Annotated in this window: 17 protein-coding genes; 8 read left to right on the plus strand and 9 right to left on the minus strand. The window is 42.0% G+C overall.

Translation table 11 applies throughout. The features are described from left to right. Positions 1–31: 31 nt before the first annotated feature. The 4 genes from GKR61_RS04275 to GKR61_RS04290 all read left to right on the plus strand — a co-directional run bounded on the left by GKR61_RS04275 (position 32) and on the right by GKR61_RS04290 (position 2,956). Positions 32–1,237 (plus strand): MFS transporter, encoded by a 1,206-nt coding sequence (locus GKR61_RS04275; protein ID WP_154599255.1) that lies wholly within the window; start codon positions 32–34, stop codon positions 1,235–1,237. 70 nt (positions 1,238–1,307) lie between these two features. After that, positions 1,308–1,766 (plus strand): YaiI/YqxD family protein, encoded by a 459-nt coding sequence (locus GKR61_RS04280; RefSeq protein WP_036948314.1) that lies wholly within the window; start codon positions 1,308–1,310, stop codon positions 1,764–1,766. 110 nt (positions 1,767–1,876) lie between these two features. Then, positions 1,877–2,524 (plus strand): homoserine/threonine efflux transporter, encoded by a 648-nt coding sequence (locus GKR61_RS04285; protein WP_108478125.1) that lies wholly within the window; start codon positions 1,877–1,879, stop codon positions 2,522–2,524. A 21-nt stretch (positions 2,525–2,545) separates the two neighbouring features. Next, positions 2,546–2,956 (plus strand): hypothetical protein, encoded by a 411-nt coding sequence (locus GKR61_RS04290; RefSeq protein ID WP_036947981.1) that lies wholly within the window; start codon positions 2,546–2,548, stop codon positions 2,954–2,956. An 84-nt stretch (positions 2,957–3,040) separates the two neighbouring features. On the opposite strand, the gene mnmH is transcribed toward GKR61_RS04290, so the two are convergent. Next, on the minus strand, positions 3,041–4,135 hold the full coding sequence (gene mnmH, locus GKR61_RS04295) for a tRNA 2-selenouridine(34) synthase MnmH (RefSeq protein ID WP_154599254.1): 1,095 nt from the start codon (positions 4,133–4,135) through the stop codon (positions 3,041–3,043). A 144-nt stretch (positions 4,136–4,279) separates the two neighbouring features. Here mnmH and GKR61_RS04300 point away from each other — a divergent pair, with 144 nt between their 5' ends. Then, a complete protein-coding gene (locus GKR61_RS04300; protein ID WP_132495964.1) occupies positions 4,280–4,543 on the plus strand; it encodes a DUF3811 domain-containing protein in 264 nt (87 codons plus the stop codon). Positions 4,544–4,715: 172 nt separating this feature from the next. Further along, the gene (gene gss, locus GKR61_RS04305; protein ID WP_154639573.1) at positions 4,716–6,593 is read left to right on the plus strand and encodes a bifunctional glutathionylspermidine amidase/synthase; all 1,878 of its coding nucleotides are present in this window, start codon (positions 4,716–4,718) and stop codon (positions 6,591–6,593) included. Between the two features lie 71 nt (positions 6,594–6,664). Here gss and GKR61_RS04310 read toward each other — a convergent pair whose 3' ends face one another. Next, on the minus strand, positions 6,665–7,759 hold the full coding sequence (locus tag GKR61_RS04310) for a porin (protein ID WP_036947969.1): 1,095 nt from the start codon (positions 7,757–7,759) through the stop codon (positions 6,665–6,667). A gap of 292 nt (positions 7,760–8,051) precedes the next feature. On the opposite strand from GKR61_RS04310, the gene GKR61_RS04315 reads away from it, so the two are divergent. Continuing rightward, positions 8,052–8,798 (plus strand): DUF4184 family protein, encoded by a 747-nt coding sequence (locus GKR61_RS04315; protein ID WP_154599251.1) that lies wholly within the window; start codon positions 8,052–8,054, stop codon positions 8,796–8,798. Between the two features lie 30 nt (positions 8,799–8,828). On the opposite strand, the gene GKR61_RS04320 is transcribed toward GKR61_RS04315, so the two are convergent. From GKR61_RS04320 to GKR61_RS17665, 7 genes are all read right to left on the minus strand, one after another. Next, complete coding sequence (locus GKR61_RS04320) at positions 8,829–9,719, minus strand: GNAT family N-acetyltransferase (protein WP_080675592.1); 891 nt, start codon at positions 9,717–9,719, stop codon at positions 8,829–8,831. Positions 9,720–9,733: 14 nt separating this feature from the next. After that, positions 9,734–11,008 (minus strand): phenylacetate--CoA ligase family protein, encoded by a 1,275-nt coding sequence (locus GKR61_RS04325; RefSeq protein ID WP_036947961.1) that lies wholly within the window; start codon positions 11,006–11,008, stop codon positions 9,734–9,736. Positions 11,009–11,077: 69 nt separating this feature from the next. Next, a complete protein-coding gene (locus GKR61_RS04330; RefSeq protein WP_154639574.1) occupies positions 11,078–13,483 on the minus strand; it encodes an acyl-CoA reductase in 2,406 nt (801 codons plus the stop codon). 1 nt (position 13,484) lies between these two features. Further along, on the minus strand, positions 13,485–14,612 hold the full coding sequence (locus tag GKR61_RS04335) for a LuxE/PaaK family acyltransferase (protein ID WP_154599247.1): 1,128 nt from the start codon (positions 14,610–14,612) through the stop codon (positions 13,485–13,487). 257 nt (positions 14,613–14,869) lie between these two features. Then, positions 14,870–16,051 (minus strand): MFS transporter, encoded by a 1,182-nt coding sequence (locus GKR61_RS04340; RefSeq protein WP_154599246.1) that lies wholly within the window; start codon positions 16,049–16,051, stop codon positions 14,870–14,872. Positions 16,052–16,138: 87 nt separating this feature from the next. Continuing rightward, positions 16,139–16,429, minus strand: coding sequence for a MerR family DNA-binding protein (locus GKR61_RS04345; RefSeq protein WP_230083119.1), 291 nt, complete (start codon positions 16,427–16,429; stop codon positions 16,139–16,141). Then, on the minus strand, positions 16,395–16,550 hold the full coding sequence (locus GKR61_RS17665) for a MerR family DNA-binding transcriptional regulator (protein ID WP_230083120.1): 156 nt from the start codon (positions 16,548–16,550) through the stop codon (positions 16,395–16,397). Before GKR61_RS17665 ends, GKR61_RS04345 begins: the two co-directional genes overlap by 35 nt. Before the next feature lie 169 nt (positions 16,551–16,719). On the opposite strand from GKR61_RS17665, the gene GKR61_RS04350 reads away from it, so the two are divergent. Then, on the plus strand, positions 16,720–17,265 hold the full coding sequence (locus GKR61_RS04350) for an AAA family ATPase (protein WP_154599245.1): 546 nt from the start codon (positions 16,720–16,722) through the stop codon (positions 17,263–17,265). Positions 17,266–17,328 lie beyond the last annotated feature (63 nt).

Here is a 17,328-nt window from a genome sequence, read left to right on the forward strand (position 1 = left end):
ATATATTGAATTTTTATCATGGAGATACTGCATGCTGAGTCGATACCAACAACTTTTTCACGCTTCAGGAAGCATCCAATTCGCCTTAGCAGGGCTTTTGGCTCGCTTAGCGTTACCCATGATGGGGATTGGGATTATTACCATGCTGTCAATGTTGCAAGGAAGTTATGCACTGGCAGGTGGCGTTTCAGCCACTTTTGTGCTGACTTATGCCTTATTATCGCCGCAGATTTCTCGCCAAGTGGATAGCCATGGTCAGTTTCGCGTATTGCCGTTAGTGACTTTTATTAGTGTTCTGGGCATGGGGCTAATCGTGGCGTCTACGTGGTTAGGGCTCTCTTATATTTGGTTATTTTTAGGAGCATTTCTGTCGGGCTTTATGCCGAGTATGTCGGCGATGATCCGCGCGAGATGGTCGCAGATCTACAAAGGGGATCCGCTACTGCAAACGGCGTACTCGTTGGAAACTGTATTCGATGATTTGACATTTATTGCGGGACCTCCCTTATCCGTCGGGCTGACAGTGGTTCTGTTCCCACAAGCGGGAATTATGATTGCGGGTATTTTATTGCTGGTGGGAGTCTTGCTCTTAGTTTCTCAACGTAAAACAGAACCTGCCTTAGTCGATAAGCACCAGATGATGAGCGCGAAGGCGTCTATTTTGCGCCTGCCAAGTTTACAACTGTTGATTATTCTCATGATTTCGCTGGGCGTGATTGTGGGGACAGTGGATATTTTGAGTGTGACGCTGGCACAGATACAAGGGCAGCCGGCGATGGCGAGTTTAGTGTTATCACTGTATGCCATTGGTTCTTGTGTGATGGGGGTGGTATTTGGAGGGATGCGTTTATCAATGCCTTTGCCGCGTATGTTGCTAATCAGCGGGGTTCTGACATTGCTGTCGATTATTCCGTTGCTGTGGGTCGGGGGAATTTGGTCGCTGTCGATGGTGATGTTTATATCTGGGCTATTTTTTGCACCAACGATGATTATCGGTATGTCGCTGGTGGAAAATATTGTTCCCGATCACCGTTTAACGGAAGGAATGACATGGCTACTTGCGGGACTCAATATTGGCGTGGCATTTGGGGCGATGCTCTCAGGTAAAATGGTGGATGAGCTTGGAATTTATGCAGGATATTGGGTTGCTATTGCTGGCGGTATTTTGGTGGTGGTGTGCTCACTCATGAGTTACGGGCTATTGATGCGACAAGAAACGGCAGTTTGTTCCTCTTAAAAGACCGCGTCATGCTATTATGCTCACCATTAATTTTTAAAAGATGAAATAGATAGGTTATATGTCAATGATGGTGATTTGGGTGGATGCGGATGCATGCCCTAAAGTGATTAAAGAAGTGTTATATCGCGCGGCTGATAGAGAAAAAGTGCAAATTACATTTGTGGCGAACCAGCGTTTATCGGTTCCGCCTTCGATGTTTTTAAAAACTCTGCAAGTTCCCGCTGGGTTTGATGTTGCAGATAATGAGATTGTTTTACGCGCACAAGCCGGCGATTTAGTGATTACTGCTGATATTCCGTTGGCAGCGGAAGTCATGGAAAAGGGCGCGGTGGCGTTGAACCCTCGAGGTGAACGTTACAGTGAAGCCACCATTCGTGAAAGACTGACAATTAGAGACTTTATGGACACGATGCGAGCTAGCGGCGTGCAAACTGGGGGGCCTGCTAGCTTAAACCAACGTGATCGCCAACAATTTGCAAATGAGTTAGATAAGTGGCTGCTGCAACGTCGAAAATCGTTGGGATAGTGTTTTTAGTTCATTCGCATACGGTGGATTTTCAATAACCTGACGTAGGTTGCACCTCGATGGGTTATCCCTGTCTATAATAAAAAAATCCTCCGCTAATGTGAGACACCATGATGGATCCACTACACAGCATTCTGATTACCTTGTTTTTGTTTGTTTTGACCTTTTTTAACCCTGGTGCCAACTTATTTACGGTGGTTCAGACAACGTTAAGTTCAGGAAAAAAAGCCGGATTAATTTGTGGTTATGGGGTTGTACTGGGGGATGCGATTTATTCAGGGTTAGGGCTATTTGGGCTGGTGGCATTAATGACACAGTTTGAGTCGTTATTTTCCCTGATTAAGATTTTGGGTGGATTATATTTATTTTATTACGCGATCAGTGTCTTTCGAAATAAAACGCAACTGTCTCTTGCCACCGAAAAAAATACAGAAAATTTTCCAACAGGCGTTTATTTTCGTCGAGGGTTAATTGCTGACTTATCTAACCCACAAACTGTTCTATTTTTCATGAGTATTTTCTCTACTACGATTTCACCCTCAACACCGCTGTGGACTAAGCTTGTGATTTGGCTAGGAATTGTGGTGGCTTCTCTAATTTGGCGTATTATATTATGCCAGACATTTTCATTATCTTCTGTAAGACGAACATATTCCCGTATCCATAAAGTGATAGGCAAAGTGGTCGGATTGATTTTAGGCGGGTTAGCTTCTAAATTAATTTACCAAGGTATTACTGAGATTGCCTTTAAAAAATAAGCCTCACTGAAAGGACCATAAATGGGAATAACTGCATTGTATTTGGCGGCTGTGCTGACATGGATTGTTGCACTATTGCATTTTGCGTGTCTGGTTTGGGGTGCAGCTGGATTTAAGTGGCTCGGAGCAGGGGAACGGATCGTTAAACAGGCTCAAGAAGGGCATTGGTATCCACCATTTACGGCGATTTTTGTCGGCACGGTATTAACCATTTGGGGATTGTACGCATTCAGTGCAGCTCAAGGTTCTTTTTCTTTACCCTTTACTCAATCCATTCTAATTGCCATTGCTGCTGTATTTTTAATTAGAGCGGCGATATTTCCACTGATCAAAAGCCGCTTTAAAGGCAATAGCGACCTATTTTGGTATGTCAGTTCCGGGTGCAGCTTGATATTGGGGGCACTATTTTTAGTGGGTGCACTGTTACGCTAAACAGGAGGTACGTTAAACAGGCTTGGAAATGGTCAATAAGGTGACAGCGTCACCTTATTTTAATATTGAAGGATACGTGTAACATTATTGAGCGGTGGATTTTACCCACTCAGTGACTTCCTCAAATGTTCCTTTGAAAACAATTCGATCCTGTTTCTTGCTTAACTGATAGCGGTACATCGGATCATAATATTCATGAAGAAGTGGTGTAAGCCATGAGAAATGAACGTCTGTTTTTTCCGTTTTACGTTGAGCAATCAGCGCATCATCAAGGAGTTTAGTTAGTTCAATCGCTCGCTGGGAACCTAAACGTTTACGAATAGCATGTAGACCATGATGTAGATATTCGCTGTAGGCATTCCAACCTTGTTCTTCACCAAATGCGGCAAGAAAATCGTGGGTCATTCGGTCAAAATATTCCTCTTTTAACCTTTCCATACGGCGCTCAATGGGGTCTTCAACCACCGCAATTGTTGCTGTTTCCATTGCTTGGCGTAGTGAATCTGGAAGGCTGTTCACGCCAATGGCTCGACCTTCATCTTCAAGCACCCACCGGTTGTGATTAGGAGCTTTTTTTAACATAGAAACCGCTAAATGGTTTTCAAACGTCGCCTGTGAAAATTGGGCTTCTAAAGTACGCCCAAAGGAAGAGCCTCGATGGTGGGCAATACCTTCTAGATCAATACTATCTTCAAGGCTTTGAACTAATAGTGTTTTGCCATTTCCAGTGCAACCGCCAATCAATATTACTGGGCGTTGAGCGAGTTCGTTAATTGCATCGATGGCAGTTTGGCGTAAATTTTTATAACCCCCATTAATAAGCGGATATTCAATGCCCGCTTCTTTTAACCATTGTTGAGCAATATGGGAGCGCATTCCGCCGCGAGCGCAGCAAAGATAGCCTTCTGGGTTTTGTTGACACGCAGTTTTCCACGCATTAATTCGATTTTCACGTAATTCACCCGAGACTAATTGATGCCCTAACTCGACCGCTTTGTCGGAGCCTTTTTGTTTATAACAGATCCCGACGGTGGTACGTTCATCGTCATTCATTAAGGGTAAATTGAGTGCCGATGGCATAGCGCCTTGTTGAAATTCAACGGGGGCACGAACATCAATGATTGGGGTGTCAGAAGCGAGGATCTGGCGAATTTCAGGTGTGGAGAGCGCTAATTCCATAATAAATAAAATGATTCATATCAATTCGGATTTCGATAAGGGCTACTATACTCCTAAATAGGGATGATGGCACCTTATCTGGGACGAAAAGAGAACGGAGTGCTATATTGGAAGTCGTCTTTCAACTTTCGAAGGAGTAATGACATGAAAACCCTAACACTGCAAGAGATGACTGAAACGCAAAGAATGCGGGTGAGGCAACGGCTGGCTCAAGAACGTAAAAGTTTAGGGCGCGAGTTGACCAATTCAGAAGAAAGCAAAGTCAAAAAATTGATCATTACCGAAATCTCGGCTGAAGTTGAAAAAGAAGCCAAAGCCTTAAGAACCCAAAAGAAAAAAGAGCGCGTAACAGGGAGCAATGCGACCTACAACTGGTCATCTAACAACCATACTCGCGGTTATCGCTAACAAAATTTTCTCATTAAATTCAAGATCAACACCAAAAAGCACCTATTAATAGGTGCTTTTTTTATGCCATGAAAAAACGCAGTGTTTTGACTATTACAAGCGTATACTGATTATTAGCATTCATATAATTGCAATTTAAATAATATCAGTGAGCTGTAATAGGAGTCTGATCATGACAGAAGAACATGAACCGTTTGGCACTTTACTTGGCTACGCCCCCGGTGGTGTTGCAATTTACTCTTCCAATTACAGTTCCATTCCCGATTTAGGTGAACGGGATGATATCTCTTTTCGCAGTTATATCAATAATGAATACATGGGATATAAATGGCAATGCGTTGAATTTGCTCGTCGTTTTCTTTATCTCAATTATGGCGTGGTGTTTACCGATGTCAGCATGGCGTATGAAATTTTCGCATTACGTTTTTTGCGCCATGTAGTGGATGACGGCATTTTGCCATTGCGCGCGTATCAAAATGGCAGCCAAATGAAACCCACCGCAGGAAGCTTACTGATTTGGGCGGAGGGGGGGGAATTTGAGCATACTGGGCATGTTGCGATTATTACCCAAGTTTTTGATAACAAAGTTCGAGTTGTTGAGCAAAATGTTCTACACCATAAACTCCCTGCGGGTCAGCAGTGGACTCGAGAGCTACCGCTAAACACTGATAATGGAAGTTATACGTTGTCTGATACATTCACCGATACCACGATCCTCGGTTGGATGATACAAACGGATAATAACCAGTATGCCTATAAAGAACCTGAAATTAATCCGCAATTGATGGAACTGCACGCGGCTCAGTTAGATAGCCAAGTTAACTTCAATCAACGCTGGTTAGATGAATCTAACCCGATTGAATTAGCCTATGTGAAGGCTAACCATGGGCATAAATTGAGTGCCAACCCCCACGAATATTTCACGATTTCCAGTACTGCCGAAAATCAGCTAATGCAGGCAACAAATGAAGTTCATTTGATGTATTTGCATGCGACTGAAAAAGTCCTCAAAGATGACAACTTACTGAAACTTTTCAATATCCCCGAAATTCTCTGGCCGCGTTTACGTTTATCATGGCAAAACCGCCGTCATGATATGGTGACGGGTCGCCTTGATTTTTGTATGGACCATCGTGGATTGAAAGTTTATGAATACAATGCGGATTCAGCTTCTTGCCATACTGAAACAGGGTTAATTATTGATAAATGGTCAAAAGTAGGCGGCATCAACGCGGGCTGGAATCCTGGTGAAAGACTGCAAGAGTTACTTACGGATACATGGAAACACACCACTGCAAAACCGTTTATTCACATTATGCAAGATAGAGATAGTGAGGAGGATTATCACGCTCTGTTTATGGCTCAATCCATTAAAGCGGCGGGATTTGAATGTAAAATTATCCATGGTTTGGATGAGTTAGTCTGGAATGAAACGGGTCAAGTGGTGGATGGTGAAGGGCAGGTGCTTCAATGTGTATGGAAAACATGGGCATGGGAAACTGCTCTGGAGCAGTTACGCCAAGAGAGTGAAAGTGACCTTTCTGGTTTACCTATCCGAACCGGTCATCCACATCATAATGATGTCCGGCTGATTGATGTGCTGTTGCGTCCAGAAATTCGTGTTTTTGAACCGTTATGGACAGTGATCCCTGGGAATAAATCAATTCTGCCGATTCTATGGTCACTGTTCCCGCATCATCCATATTTATTGGATACTGATTTTGAGATTAACGATGAGCTACGCCAAACGGGGTATGCAGTGAAGCCTATCGCGGGGCGCTGTGGTAATAATATTGGGCTAGTTGATCATCAAGACGATATTCTGGATGAAACTTGTGGACAATTTGCCCATCAAGAGAATGTTTATCAGCAATTATGGTGTTTACCGAAAGTGGCAGAACGTTATATTCAGGTCTGTACATTTACGGTAGGTGGGCATTATGGTGGTGCATGTTTACGTTCTGACCCTTCTTTAGTCATTAAGAAGGATAGCGATATAGAACCGCTTTGGGCGCTTGACGACGATGACTACCTGAAGCAAAATCAGTAAAAATAAGAGTAAAATCAAAGAAATGGCGCTATCTTTAATACTGAAAGATAGCGCCACTTTCGAGATCTAGATTAGAACTGGTACACTAAGCCCAGACCTAAGACATTATCCGTATTGATGTTGTGATCACGAGTAAACTCATTTTTATTCAATAAGTTAATTTTGTAATCAACGACAGCGGACATGTTGTTGTTGAACTCATAAGCTGCGCCAACAGCTACATATTTAACTAAATCTTTGCTGCCATATTCGCCGAGATCTTTCCCTTTAGATTGGTTGTAGCCAATTGAAGGGGTTAAGCCGAAATCTAAGGTATAAGTCGCAACAACTTCTAAGTTTTCTGTTTTATTGGCAACAGCTTCAGCATCATCTTCGCCATAGCGAGTTGCATTCAGTGCTTGGCCATACATCGCTGCGATGTAAAGGTCTTCCCACTCAAATTTACCCCCGACGTTCCACACTTGCGCGCGTTCACCTTTTGCTCCAATAGCGCCGTCACGCTGGCTTGGTGTACGACTTGAGTTTGCATAGCTGCCCCCTAAGGTGACGCCGTAACCTAATTCATAAGCGGTGGATAAACCATAACCATCACCGTTATTTTTTAGTGCATCTTCACCAGAGGATTTATTTTGATCGCCATTCTTGCCTTGGTATTGCAGGGCGAAGCTTAAGCCATCAACATAGCCGAACATATTATTATTGCGATAAGTTAATAAGTTACGGTTACGTCCCATCATGAAATTATCTTCTTGATCCATGGTGTCCGCGCCCCAAAGTGGGAGAACATCAGTCCATGCATTGATATCGTAGTTCACACCATAATTACGACCGTAATCCAAAGAACCAAAATCAGCGAATTTTAAACCGGCATAAGCTAAACGGTTTTGGTTTTCATGATCACTTTCAGATTTATTGGTTGGAGTTTCCCATTCAAAACGACCATAACCTGTGAGTTGATCGTTGATTTGCGTATCACCACGGAATCCTAAACGAACGCGTGAATCATCACCATCTTCACCACTTTTTGAATCGGCAATATAGTGGCGAACATCAATTTGTCCATAGACATCAAATTTGTTGCCATCTTTGTTATAAACTTCTGCCGCGTTAGCTGCGCCTGCGAATGCCAGAGTTGTGATAAGTATTGCTAATTTATTGTATTTCATATAAAAATCCTTTAAATCACGTGTAAAACAGTTGATTTTGTTCATGGATGGGAAATAAACCGCGTATATTATCAACGTAAGGTATCAATTCAGGCAATATATAATTAAATGAGAATCATTCAATGAGTGGATTGCACTGAACTAAATATAATTACTCGCAAATTATTTCGTAAAATCGCTATTTGGGAAGTGCGAATGGAAGGCGGAGGTTTCAGGATAATCGTATAGTGAACTGGAACGGCAACATTTAGAATGTGATGCATACCAAATGATCATAGAAGGATAATAATTGATGCCATGGACGTTTTCTCATCCTGCGGTTGTGTTTCCTATTAAGCATTCTTTCTTGGGAAAATGGCTAAGTTTGTCTGCGATGATCCTTGGGAGTTTGAGCCCAGACTTATTATATTCGTTTGGATTGTATCGATTAGCATCAGAAGCCCATCGTATTGTGGGATGGCTATCTATTGGATTACCTCTTTGCTTTATTATTTATGTCATTATTCTGAAGCTGGCTTCGCCATTATCAACCGTTATACCTTTTGCGATTAAAAAAACGCAGGGTTGGTCTATCCGAAATATTTGTATTCTCGCTATATCTTTCTTTATTGGCGCATTAACGCACATTGTTTGGGATTCTTTTACGCATGATACAGGCACGATGGTGCGGTCATGGTCATTTTTACAGTTCAACCTCACCATGACGGATAAACAAGAAATTGCTATTTATAAAATTTTGCAGCATTCCGGATCATTATTAGGTTTGCTCTATTTAAGTTATCAATATTGGCGATATCATCGAAAACAGCCAAAAATACAGCAGCACATTGATAACCAAAAACTCAAAAAAATAATGGGGATAGGTGTTGTTTCCGCGCTATTCGCGCTACCTATTGCCTATTATCTCACACCGAAATTACCCAATTTTCACTTTAACCGCTTCGTTTATTTAGAACTTACCATGATGGTGCCATTTTTCTTTGGTGGTTTAGTTACTTATGGGATTTGGACATTTTACCGTCAATGCCGCTTACGTTAAAATATTCAAGATTTTTGCAATTTCAACATTTCAGCACATTGCCGCCTCTTGTAACTTTTGTGCAATTGGACAGCATAACTGGAGATGTTGGGGGTTAAAACCACGCTGAAATAACCAGACCCATTCGCCATGACTATCGAGAATTAAACCTGCATCTCGATAACCGACTTGGTAAAAAAAGGGCAGATATTTGGCTAGCATGGCATTGATAGGGACCTGAATATAAATACGCCGCTCATAGGGTAGATGCGCGAGTTCATTGATGACCCCACCTGTTATTTGATGCAGTGTTACGTTTATGCGCTCCCCGCTATCACACACCTCAATGGGAAAAATGTGAAGGTTTGGCATAGCAAATGGCGGTTTATTACCGAATGGCGCGCTCAGTAATGCCAGTGTATTTGGCTGAGTTCTCATCGAACTGAGTGTTGGTACGGGTTTTGGCTGCAAAGTTTGTACGCCCACAACAACACTTTCAAATGACCCTGATTCAAAGGGGGAGCCGACATAATCCCGCAATAATGCGGTGGTATGAAACCCTAAATTTTTTGCCAATAGCTGTGAACCTAAATGGCTGCATACCATTTTAATGGTCAGTGTTGTTAATTGCTGCCGGCGAGCCTCTTCATAAAGGTACATACCAAGCTGGAATGCCACGCCACGATGCCGGGCAGCAGGATGGGTAACAATCATCGCCAATTCTGCATTAGTGGTAACGCTAGCGTCTCGTTTTAAGGCTGCATGACCGATGATTTTGTTATTTTTTATAGCCACAGCACTGCACCAAATGCGTTGTTTATTGCGCCGAGTGATCATCGCGGGGATATAAAGCTCGGGATAAACGTAGCGGTCTGCGTATACATCACGAAAAAGCGCGCTGATATCATTAGCATCTGTTGCGTAAAAATTTCGGATATTCATTATTTATTTTTCTTCTAAACGTATGTTCGGTTATCGATAATTCGCTGTAATTTACCTGTTCGAATATTGCAAATAAGCTCATCCTGTTGACACCATTCAATAACCCAATGTAGTTGGTCACTTTCGAGTTGCTTCACGGCATGGCTATATTTTTTTTGGATTGTATGACCAAGAGTTTTGGCGTGATTATCATCGCCCAAAAAAGCAATACGTAGTGTTAATTGGTCATAATAACCATGATGTTCTACTAGCATTTGCCACTGTTGCTCGCCAAGTAGTTCGCTAATTAAAGCGTCAATCTCATCAGGGTAAATCGTGGAGTGGCCAACACGAATACGATGCCCAAAGCTACTTCGTCCATGTAAAAAGAACCGACGAGCTGGCTGTCCCTTTGGTTCAGACCAAGCAGCAGTATCGCCAGTTGGATAGCGGATCAACGGCATAAGCTGACGGGTTAAGTTTGTGATAACTAGCATGCCGGTGCGGCCTTCATCCTCAATTTGTTCGCCAGTGACCTCATCAATAATTTCAACGATAGTTTCAGGTTCAAAAACTCGATGCTCTCCAATTTGACATTGAGCGTCACTCTGACCTATTAGTCCCGAATCAACCCCCGCACAGCCGATAGAGGCAATACGGGCACAAGGAAATGCGCGTTGAAGTAACAATGATTGTTCGGCAAATAGGCTTTCTCCTCCAAATAGAAGCAGGGAAATCTCCAATAAGGGTTGGTGTTGTTGGGTAGCTTTTGCTGCTAGTTGTAATAACGTTGCAGGAACTCCCGCGAGAACATTGATTTTATGTTGGCGAATTTGAGTAAATAAGCCTTGAGGATCGATTGTGCCGCTAAATGGATATTCACATAGGGGAATATCTGCATGGAATAGGGCTTGATGGATAAATAAGAAACTTGAATAAAGATCCCCAGCGAAAAATAGATTTCCAACCCGATCGCCAGATTGTAATTGGTTTGACAGGCTACGGCTAAAGCGGGTCACAAAGGCATACCATTCGTTATGGGTATAAAGCGATAATTTACAGGCTCCAGTGGTGCCGCCTGTTTTAAATACCAAACCATGAGTAAATGGAGCCGTTAAGACAGGCCAACTGGCTAGGTCATGGTTCCCAGCCCAATATCCAGCAGAATTGATGAGGGGTAAATCACAAAGCTGCCAGCCATGTTTGGGGATCTTCCGGTAATGCTTCGCATAGTAAGGTGAGTGCTGACGAGCAAATTCAATTAGCTGTTCAAGCGATAAGATAGTGGCGTCATTGATGTATGTTTTCATTTGTCGACCCCCAATCCTGTATTTATGAAAACTATATTCATGAGTGCTATGTTTCTGAACGCTTAACATTTATCGTTTATCAATGACTAATAGCGTTTTACCACTTTGAGGATTGCACTCAAATGTGTTTGATGGGCAACGGATGACTTCAAATTCAAGTAACGCTGCATCAAGTATCATGAGTAACACCGGGTCACTCTTAAGCCGATTTTGTACTTCTATTGTGTCACCATCAGCGAAAACACGCATCCGGTCTAATTGGCTAAGGGGGCTATGATTTAAGATGAACTGTATTGGAACGTCTGCCAGTCGAGCTAGCTGCTGTATTGGGATAAATGCACTGCCTATGCGGATCAGGTTGTCATGACGGTCTAGAAGTTCAAAGCGAGGCGTGAGTGCGCCACAAGGGCAGGCGCCTTTCACCCAACGCCCAAGATCACCAATGTCGTAGCGAGTGACCCGATGTCCATCTCGGTTGCGAGAAGTAAAAAGTAAACGACCGACTTCTCCTGATTTAACGGGAATATCACTGGTCATTTCGACTATCTCTAACCACTGAATATCAGCCATTAAATGAAATACACCGTCTTTGCTTGCCTTACAGGCATGGCCTAATGTACCAGCATCGGTGGAACCATAGAGCGCAGAGCGAATAGTTTGGATACCGAAGCTATGCCAAAAATCACGTTGGGCAGGGCTTATTGGCTCACCACCGGTCAATATTTTTCGAATGCCGCCATAGCGGCGTAATGGTACTGCTTGTTGCGTAAATAGCTGAGAAAGCGTGCTTGGCATGCCGATAAGTGTATTAACTTGCTGACTCACGATCATTTCGGCAATTTCGCCATAGTCATCATTTTGGGGACCTCCCATTGGAAGATGGGTCACGTTAGCTTTATCGAGGATGGTGAAAAAACTGAGTAAACCACCGTATAAATTTCCTGAGTAGAGTAAATTCAGTACGTTATCATTGGCGGGGTCAAGACCTGCGGCGAAGATACCATCTGCGGCAGCTTGCATTTGAAGGTGATAGTCACGATAAGTAAAGCCGGATAACTTAGGAGTGCCAGTGCTGCCACCACTGCGGAAAAATAATTTAGCGCTAGGCTGTATCGTGTTTTCAGTGAATGATAATTTGTCCATAATGGGTTGTTCTGTACGTAAATTAGGTTCATCGAGTGGGAGGTCAAGGGTGGCTAAACCGGATAAACTATTATCATCGAGGGTTACACTAACTCGCCGAGTGAGTCGATTTAATGCAAACACTCCATCATGGGGCTCCCCGTTATAACCTGAATGAATGCACCCAGGTGTGGTGATGCGATTAACCCCAGCAGCCAGCAATTGCTGACTCAGATTCGCTGTATCATTTGTCGTTGAAATCAGAGCACAGGTTTGCAAGTAAGTACGCCATGGGCGTAAGGTTTCAATCAGTTTATGGCGAGGCAAGGGGCGTAATAAGAGCGTTCTATATAGTGGTGATGGCTCAAATTCAATGGTATTTTTTAACCAAATACGCCAATTATCCCCACTCCAGCAGAGGTTTTGTGCATCTGCAAATACGTTGTCTAATTCGTTAAAGGCGTTTGCAGTGGTAATATCCGCCGCGGATGTGATGTCTGGTTGTTGAAATGGCCAGTAATGACAACGTCGATGCATTGCCTGTGCTAGATTATTTCCCACGTCGATGAGTGTTGGTAAGGATTCAGTATCGACGAAGATACTCTGTGGGCTCGAACATGATAGCTGATTAAATCGACAAACTTCATCCGCAAGTTGATCCAAATTTTTGTCAGTAATGCCATTTGGGATTAACCAAGAAAAACTGATTTTATGACCCCAAGGGAGCCAACGGCAATTCGGCGAAAGTTGTTCTTTTATACTTGTTAGTGTTTTATCCGCCCCCCATGCAGAAACGCCATCAACCTGCTTTATTAATTGGGGAAGGTTTTCTATTGCCACAGGTAAGATGGCGACATAGTTCTTCAATACATGGGTTTCGTCACACGCCAGAAATGCGTGTAATAATTCGAAAGTTATCCCTTGTTGACGGGAGCTTGTACGCAACCAGTTAATATTACCCACTAACAAACTTTCGATTATGGCTAAAAAAGGAAGAGATGTGGCATTTGCGGGTGTGATATGCAATACGACTCCCAACGGTCGCCAACTTTCAAAATGAGGTTGAGATAAATGGGGACGGCGTAAAGAGAATGGTGAACGCCCTAATTCATGTTCGAGTTTAAAACGTAATGCGGTGGGATGACAAAATTGTTTGATTTCGTTTCTTAGTACCTCATCAATTTTAGGTAAAAAATTAGGGTCTTTTAATCGGGTGATAAAACGTTCCGCACAGGTCAATAGGGCTTCGAGAGGTAAAGGTTGCCCCAATGTGCTTGGCAGCATTTCAGTGAGTAAACTCAAGGACTGATTGGGATTGAAATCGGGGTAATGTTTTCCATAAATGAGGAACATATTATTTTCCTTGGTGTAGTTCTGAGGCGGCTAATGCGCAACTCCGTGTTTTATGTTGAGTTGCACGACCAAGCAGTTGAAACCAGTCAGTTCCTAGACCACATCCACATTCAGCACCTCGATGTAGGATCGCTAAATCGCTCATCAAAATGCTATGGGCTGGGCAGGAGGTTATATAGGGGGAAACCAATTGTAAGAAACCGCTTTTGCCATACCCTTTTATTTCAAAAGAGTAGGTATCTCGCACCCACGCTTTAGCATAGACAGGAAGGTGAAAATGGTGATGAATACATTCGATATAGGGAACACCATGCTCAATGGCACCATAACCATCTCGGCAACGTTCGTTGATGATCCCTAATTGTTTGGTCAGTCTTTGGTAGAGCGTAGTTTTAGGAATTTTTTGTTCTGCATATGTTTTCCAACCGCCGCCAAAAAGTGTTAATGAGTCGGGAGGTAATGTTAGCGGAGGCAATTGCATATCTTGCATCATTTCAAGTACAAACCAGATAAAAGCAGGGAAACCAAGTATACGTACAGGGGCATCATCAAGGGAAAAACGCTGTAATGCTTGGATCACGCCTAGCGGGTCAAATTGATGACCTTTTCCCGTATGTCGTAAGGCATAAACAACCTGTTTAATTGGCGCATATTTGCATAAATATTGATCAGTATACGTTGTGCCTAGGGTAATTGAATCGACGGGCTCATAACTGAGTAATAGGTAGTTACACGGTGTTTTCGGTGTAACCCAGTCATAATATTGGAATATATGATCAACCATGTTCAGCAAGGCGTTAATACTACGTTCATCAAAACGCATCCGGCTTTTTTGCCCCATAGTACCCGACGATGTTAGCTCTAACGCATCATTGCCTGTGTGGCTAACCAAAAGATTATGTTTGAAATAGTTGGCAAAGATTGGCGGTAAGTCTCCCCATGAATTGATTTGCGGGTTTTCCGGGGAAATATGATGTTTAATCAGCCATTGGGCATATTTGGGGGTGTTTTTTATATGGAAAAAAACGAGTTCCTGCATAGCGTGATGGAATAATAATTCGCTTGCCGCCGTACAATTATAAGGTTGATTTAGTTTGCATAATTCATCGACAGTAGGGACAGATATCATAAGATATTCCTTTAGCCCAAGGAGTAATTAAATAAGAAAAAGGTGTTAAAAAAGTCTAGATTGCAACAGCAATCTAATATTACGAGTGATAATAAACAGATGGAAAAAAAACAAAATTATTAAGATTGTTACACCGTAATAGTAAAATAGAAGTCTTGTGCGGGAGGTTAGAGTACAGCTTCAAGGTTAACGTTTTTGATGGGTACTAAAGGAAATGGCAGTAATAAAACGCCGTATACTGCCAGTAATTCATGTGGTTAGTTGGCGGTTTGGTTATTGAGGCTATCTCGCAGTAATATCATCGCGATAATAATGCCAATTCCTACCGCTAATCCCATAATATTAACTGAATTCCAACCCATAAAGTAAAAAGCGAAGCCTGCACTTAAGCTTCCTAAGGCACCAAAACTGAAAATGAGAAAATCTGTAGCGCCTTGAATTTTGGCTCTTTCATGTTCATGGTAAGTTCTTGGAAGTAGCTGTGTGGTGCTAATTAAAATAAAGTTCCACGCTAATCCGACTAATGTCATGGTGATTAAAAAGTGTGTGTAGCTCGAGCCAGTGAAACCAATAATGTTGGCTATAGCTAAACATATTGCCCCCATCCAAACGAATATTTTCACCCCAAAACGGCTAATCAGATGCCCAGTAAAGAATGAAGGGGCGAACATGCCTAATATGTGACATTGAAAGACAAAAGTGATGGCTGCAAAATCAAATCCTTGAGCTTTCATCGCTAATGGGAATGTCCCCACCATATAAACGACAAGGGCATAACCGATAGCACTGACAATGGCAATTAGCATTAATAATGGCTGAGAATAGAGCCGTAAATAAGAGCGACTTACCCATGAATTAGCGGTTTTGGCTTGAATTTGATGCGGTTTTAATGGCAAAAAGAGTAACAGAATAAATGCAAGAATATAGATAATCGTCAGAGCACCAAAGGTTCCAATAAATGGATAGTTTTCAATTAAGGTTCGAGTTGAAACAGCAAGTGTTGGACCAATCAATACGGCAATAATACCGCCACTCATGGTTAATCCAATGGCTTTTGAACGTAATGCAACCGGCGTTTCTTCTAATACAGCAAATCGGTACTGTTGTGCCGTACCAATAGCAATACCCGTAAAGAAAGTGCCAATAGAGAAAAGTAATAAATTCTGGCTATAAATACCGATTATGGCAAATAGTGCGCCAGCTAATCCGCCAACGTTTCCAAGAATGAACCCAGCACGACGGCCAAACTGCATCATAAAATGCGCCATCGGAACAGAAGTCAGAATTAATCCAATATATTGAGCAAGAAGAGGGATTGTCGAATAGGCAGGATCGGCAGAAAGCTGAGATCCGACTAAAACGGCAACCGACAATACAAGTGCATTACCGGTTGTAAATAGGGCTAATGCGGCGGCAAGCCAAAAAACTGAACGAGGCATAATCATTCCTTATTGCTCATAAAAATCAACAATAGTAGAGGGAGAAAACGAATATGCCGGATGATAAAACTTCAAGTTGACTTTAAGTCAAGCGATGTTTTTGGTCAGTTTTGCGATATTTTGTTTTAAGCTTACAGATAAAATTTTCTGAAATTTAGGGCATTGCAAGTGATTTTCCGACGGACATTGTTCAATATGTTGTAACCCTTGCTTAAGTTTCTGCAACTCTTGGATTTTTTGGTCAATCTCATCTATTTTTTCCCGCAAAATAGGGCGTTCAATTCCTTTTTCTGGCATACGATTTAGCATGTTTGCTATTTCATCCAGTGAAAACTGAGCTTGTTTAGCAAGAATAATGAGTGAGAACTTCAGGGGCATATAGCCGAGTTAAACCTTTTCGGCCAATAGGTTGAATCAACCCTTTGATTTCATAGAAACGAATAGTTGCAGAGGTAAGACCCGTAAGTTCGGATACTTGGCTGATAGAGAGTGTTTTCATAATAATTTTGCGCTCTATATAAATAACGTTTATCCGCTAACTTATCACCTAACTATTCTGAATTGAATTATGGTTGATGACTTATTTACATTAAGAATGGTTAACTCAGTTCATTTGAAGAAAAATGGTGTTTTTTAGTCATAGGAAATAGTAAAGATGAAGGAAATATATGATTAATGCTGGACTAAAGATTATTATTACTGGTGGCCCCGGTGCAGGTAAAAGTGCAATTATTGAAAATTTAATAGCAAAAAAATACTCTTGTTTACCGGAATCGGGTAGAGCCATTATTCAAGATCAAGTCTGTATTGGTGGTAACGCATTGCCATGGCTTGATAGACAAGCATTTGCTGAAATGATGCTTTGCTGGGAATTGCGATCATGGCATTTGGCTGATTATCATAATGAAATCTGTTTTTTTGACCGGGGGCTGCCTGATATTGAGGGCTATTTGAATTTATGTTCAATTCCAATTCCCAAGCATATAGAACGAGCAATAAATACGTTTCAGTATAATAAAAACGTATTTATCACACCGCCATGGCAAGAAATATATGTGCAAGATACGGAAAGAAAACAAACATTTGATGAAGCAGTGATGACCTACCATGCGATGGTGACGACATATAAAAAATATAACTATGAATTAATCGAGATCCCTTGTTTACCCGTTAAAGACCGAGTTAATTTTATTCTTTCTTATGTGAATCAATGAGATGAATAAAAAAATTCTTGTTAGCGCTTGTTTAATGGGACATAACATTCGTTACAATGGAAC

The organism is Providencia sp. wls1916 (assembly GCF_009706585.1).
In the GTDB taxonomy this organism is placed as follows: Bacteria; Pseudomonadota; Gammaproteobacteria; order Enterobacterales; family Enterobacteriaceae; genus Providencia; species Providencia lanzhouensis.

Bases quoted from the DNA above. Each gene is read 5' to 3' on its own strand.
- GKR61_RS04285 (WP_108478125.1), top strand. From the start codon at position 1,877: ATGATGGATCCACTACACAGCATTCTGATTACCTTGTTTTTGTTTGTT.
- GKR61_RS04335 (WP_154599247.1), bottom strand. From the start codon at position 14,612: ATGATATCTGTCCCTACTGTCGATGAATTATGCAAACTAAATCAACCT.
- GKR61_RS04320 (WP_080675592.1), bottom strand. From the start codon at position 9,719: ATGAATATCCGAAATTTTTACGCAACAGATGCTAATGATATCAGCGCG.
- GKR61_RS04330 (WP_154639574.1), bottom strand. From the start codon at position 13,483: ATGTTCCTCATTTATGGAAAACATTACCCCGATTTCAATCCCAATCAG.
- GKR61_RS04280 (WP_036948314.1), top strand. From the start codon at position 1,308: ATGGTGATTTGGGTGGATGCGGATGCATGCCCTAAAGTGATTAAAGAA.
- GKR61_RS04350 (WP_154599245.1), top strand. From the start codon at position 16,720: ATGATTAATGCTGGACTAAAGATTATTATTACTGGTGGCCCCGGTGCA.
- GKR61_RS04315 (WP_154599251.1), top strand. From the start codon at position 8,052: ATGCCATGGACGTTTTCTCATCCTGCGGTTGTGTTTCCTATTAAGCAT.
- GKR61_RS04340 (WP_154599246.1), bottom strand. From the start codon at position 16,051: ATGCCTCGTTCAGTTTTTTGGCTTGCCGCCGCATTAGCCCTATTTACA.
- GKR61_RS04300 (WP_132495964.1), top strand. From the start codon at position 4,280: ATGAAAACCCTAACACTGCAAGAGATGACTGAAACGCAAAGAATGCGG.
- GKR61_RS17665 (WP_230083120.1), bottom strand. From the start codon at position 16,550: ATGAAAACACTCTCTATCAGCCAAGTATCCGAACTTACGGGTCTTACC.
- mnmH (WP_154599254.1), bottom strand. From the start codon at position 4,135: ATGGAATTAGCGCTCTCCACACCTGAAATTCGCCAGATCCTCGCTTCT.
- GKR61_RS04290 (WP_036947981.1), top strand. From the start codon at position 2,546: ATGGGAATAACTGCATTGTATTTGGCGGCTGTGCTGACATGGATTGTT.
- GKR61_RS04275 (WP_154599255.1), top strand. From the start codon at position 32: ATGCTGAGTCGATACCAACAACTTTTTCACGCTTCAGGAAGCATCCAA.
- GKR61_RS04325 (WP_036947961.1), bottom strand. From the start codon at position 11,008: ATGAAAACATACATCAATGACGCCACTATCTTATCGCTTGAACAGCTA.
- gss (WP_154639573.1), top strand. From the start codon at position 4,716: ATGACAGAAGAACATGAACCGTTTGGCACTTTACTTGGCTACGCCCCC.
- GKR61_RS04310 (WP_036947969.1), bottom strand. From the start codon at position 7,759: ATGAAATACAATAAATTAGCAATACTTATCACAACTCTGGCATTCGCA.
- GKR61_RS04345 (WP_230083119.1), bottom strand. From the start codon at position 16,429: ATGCCCCTGAAGTTCTCACTCATTATTCTTGCTAAACAAGCTCAGTTT.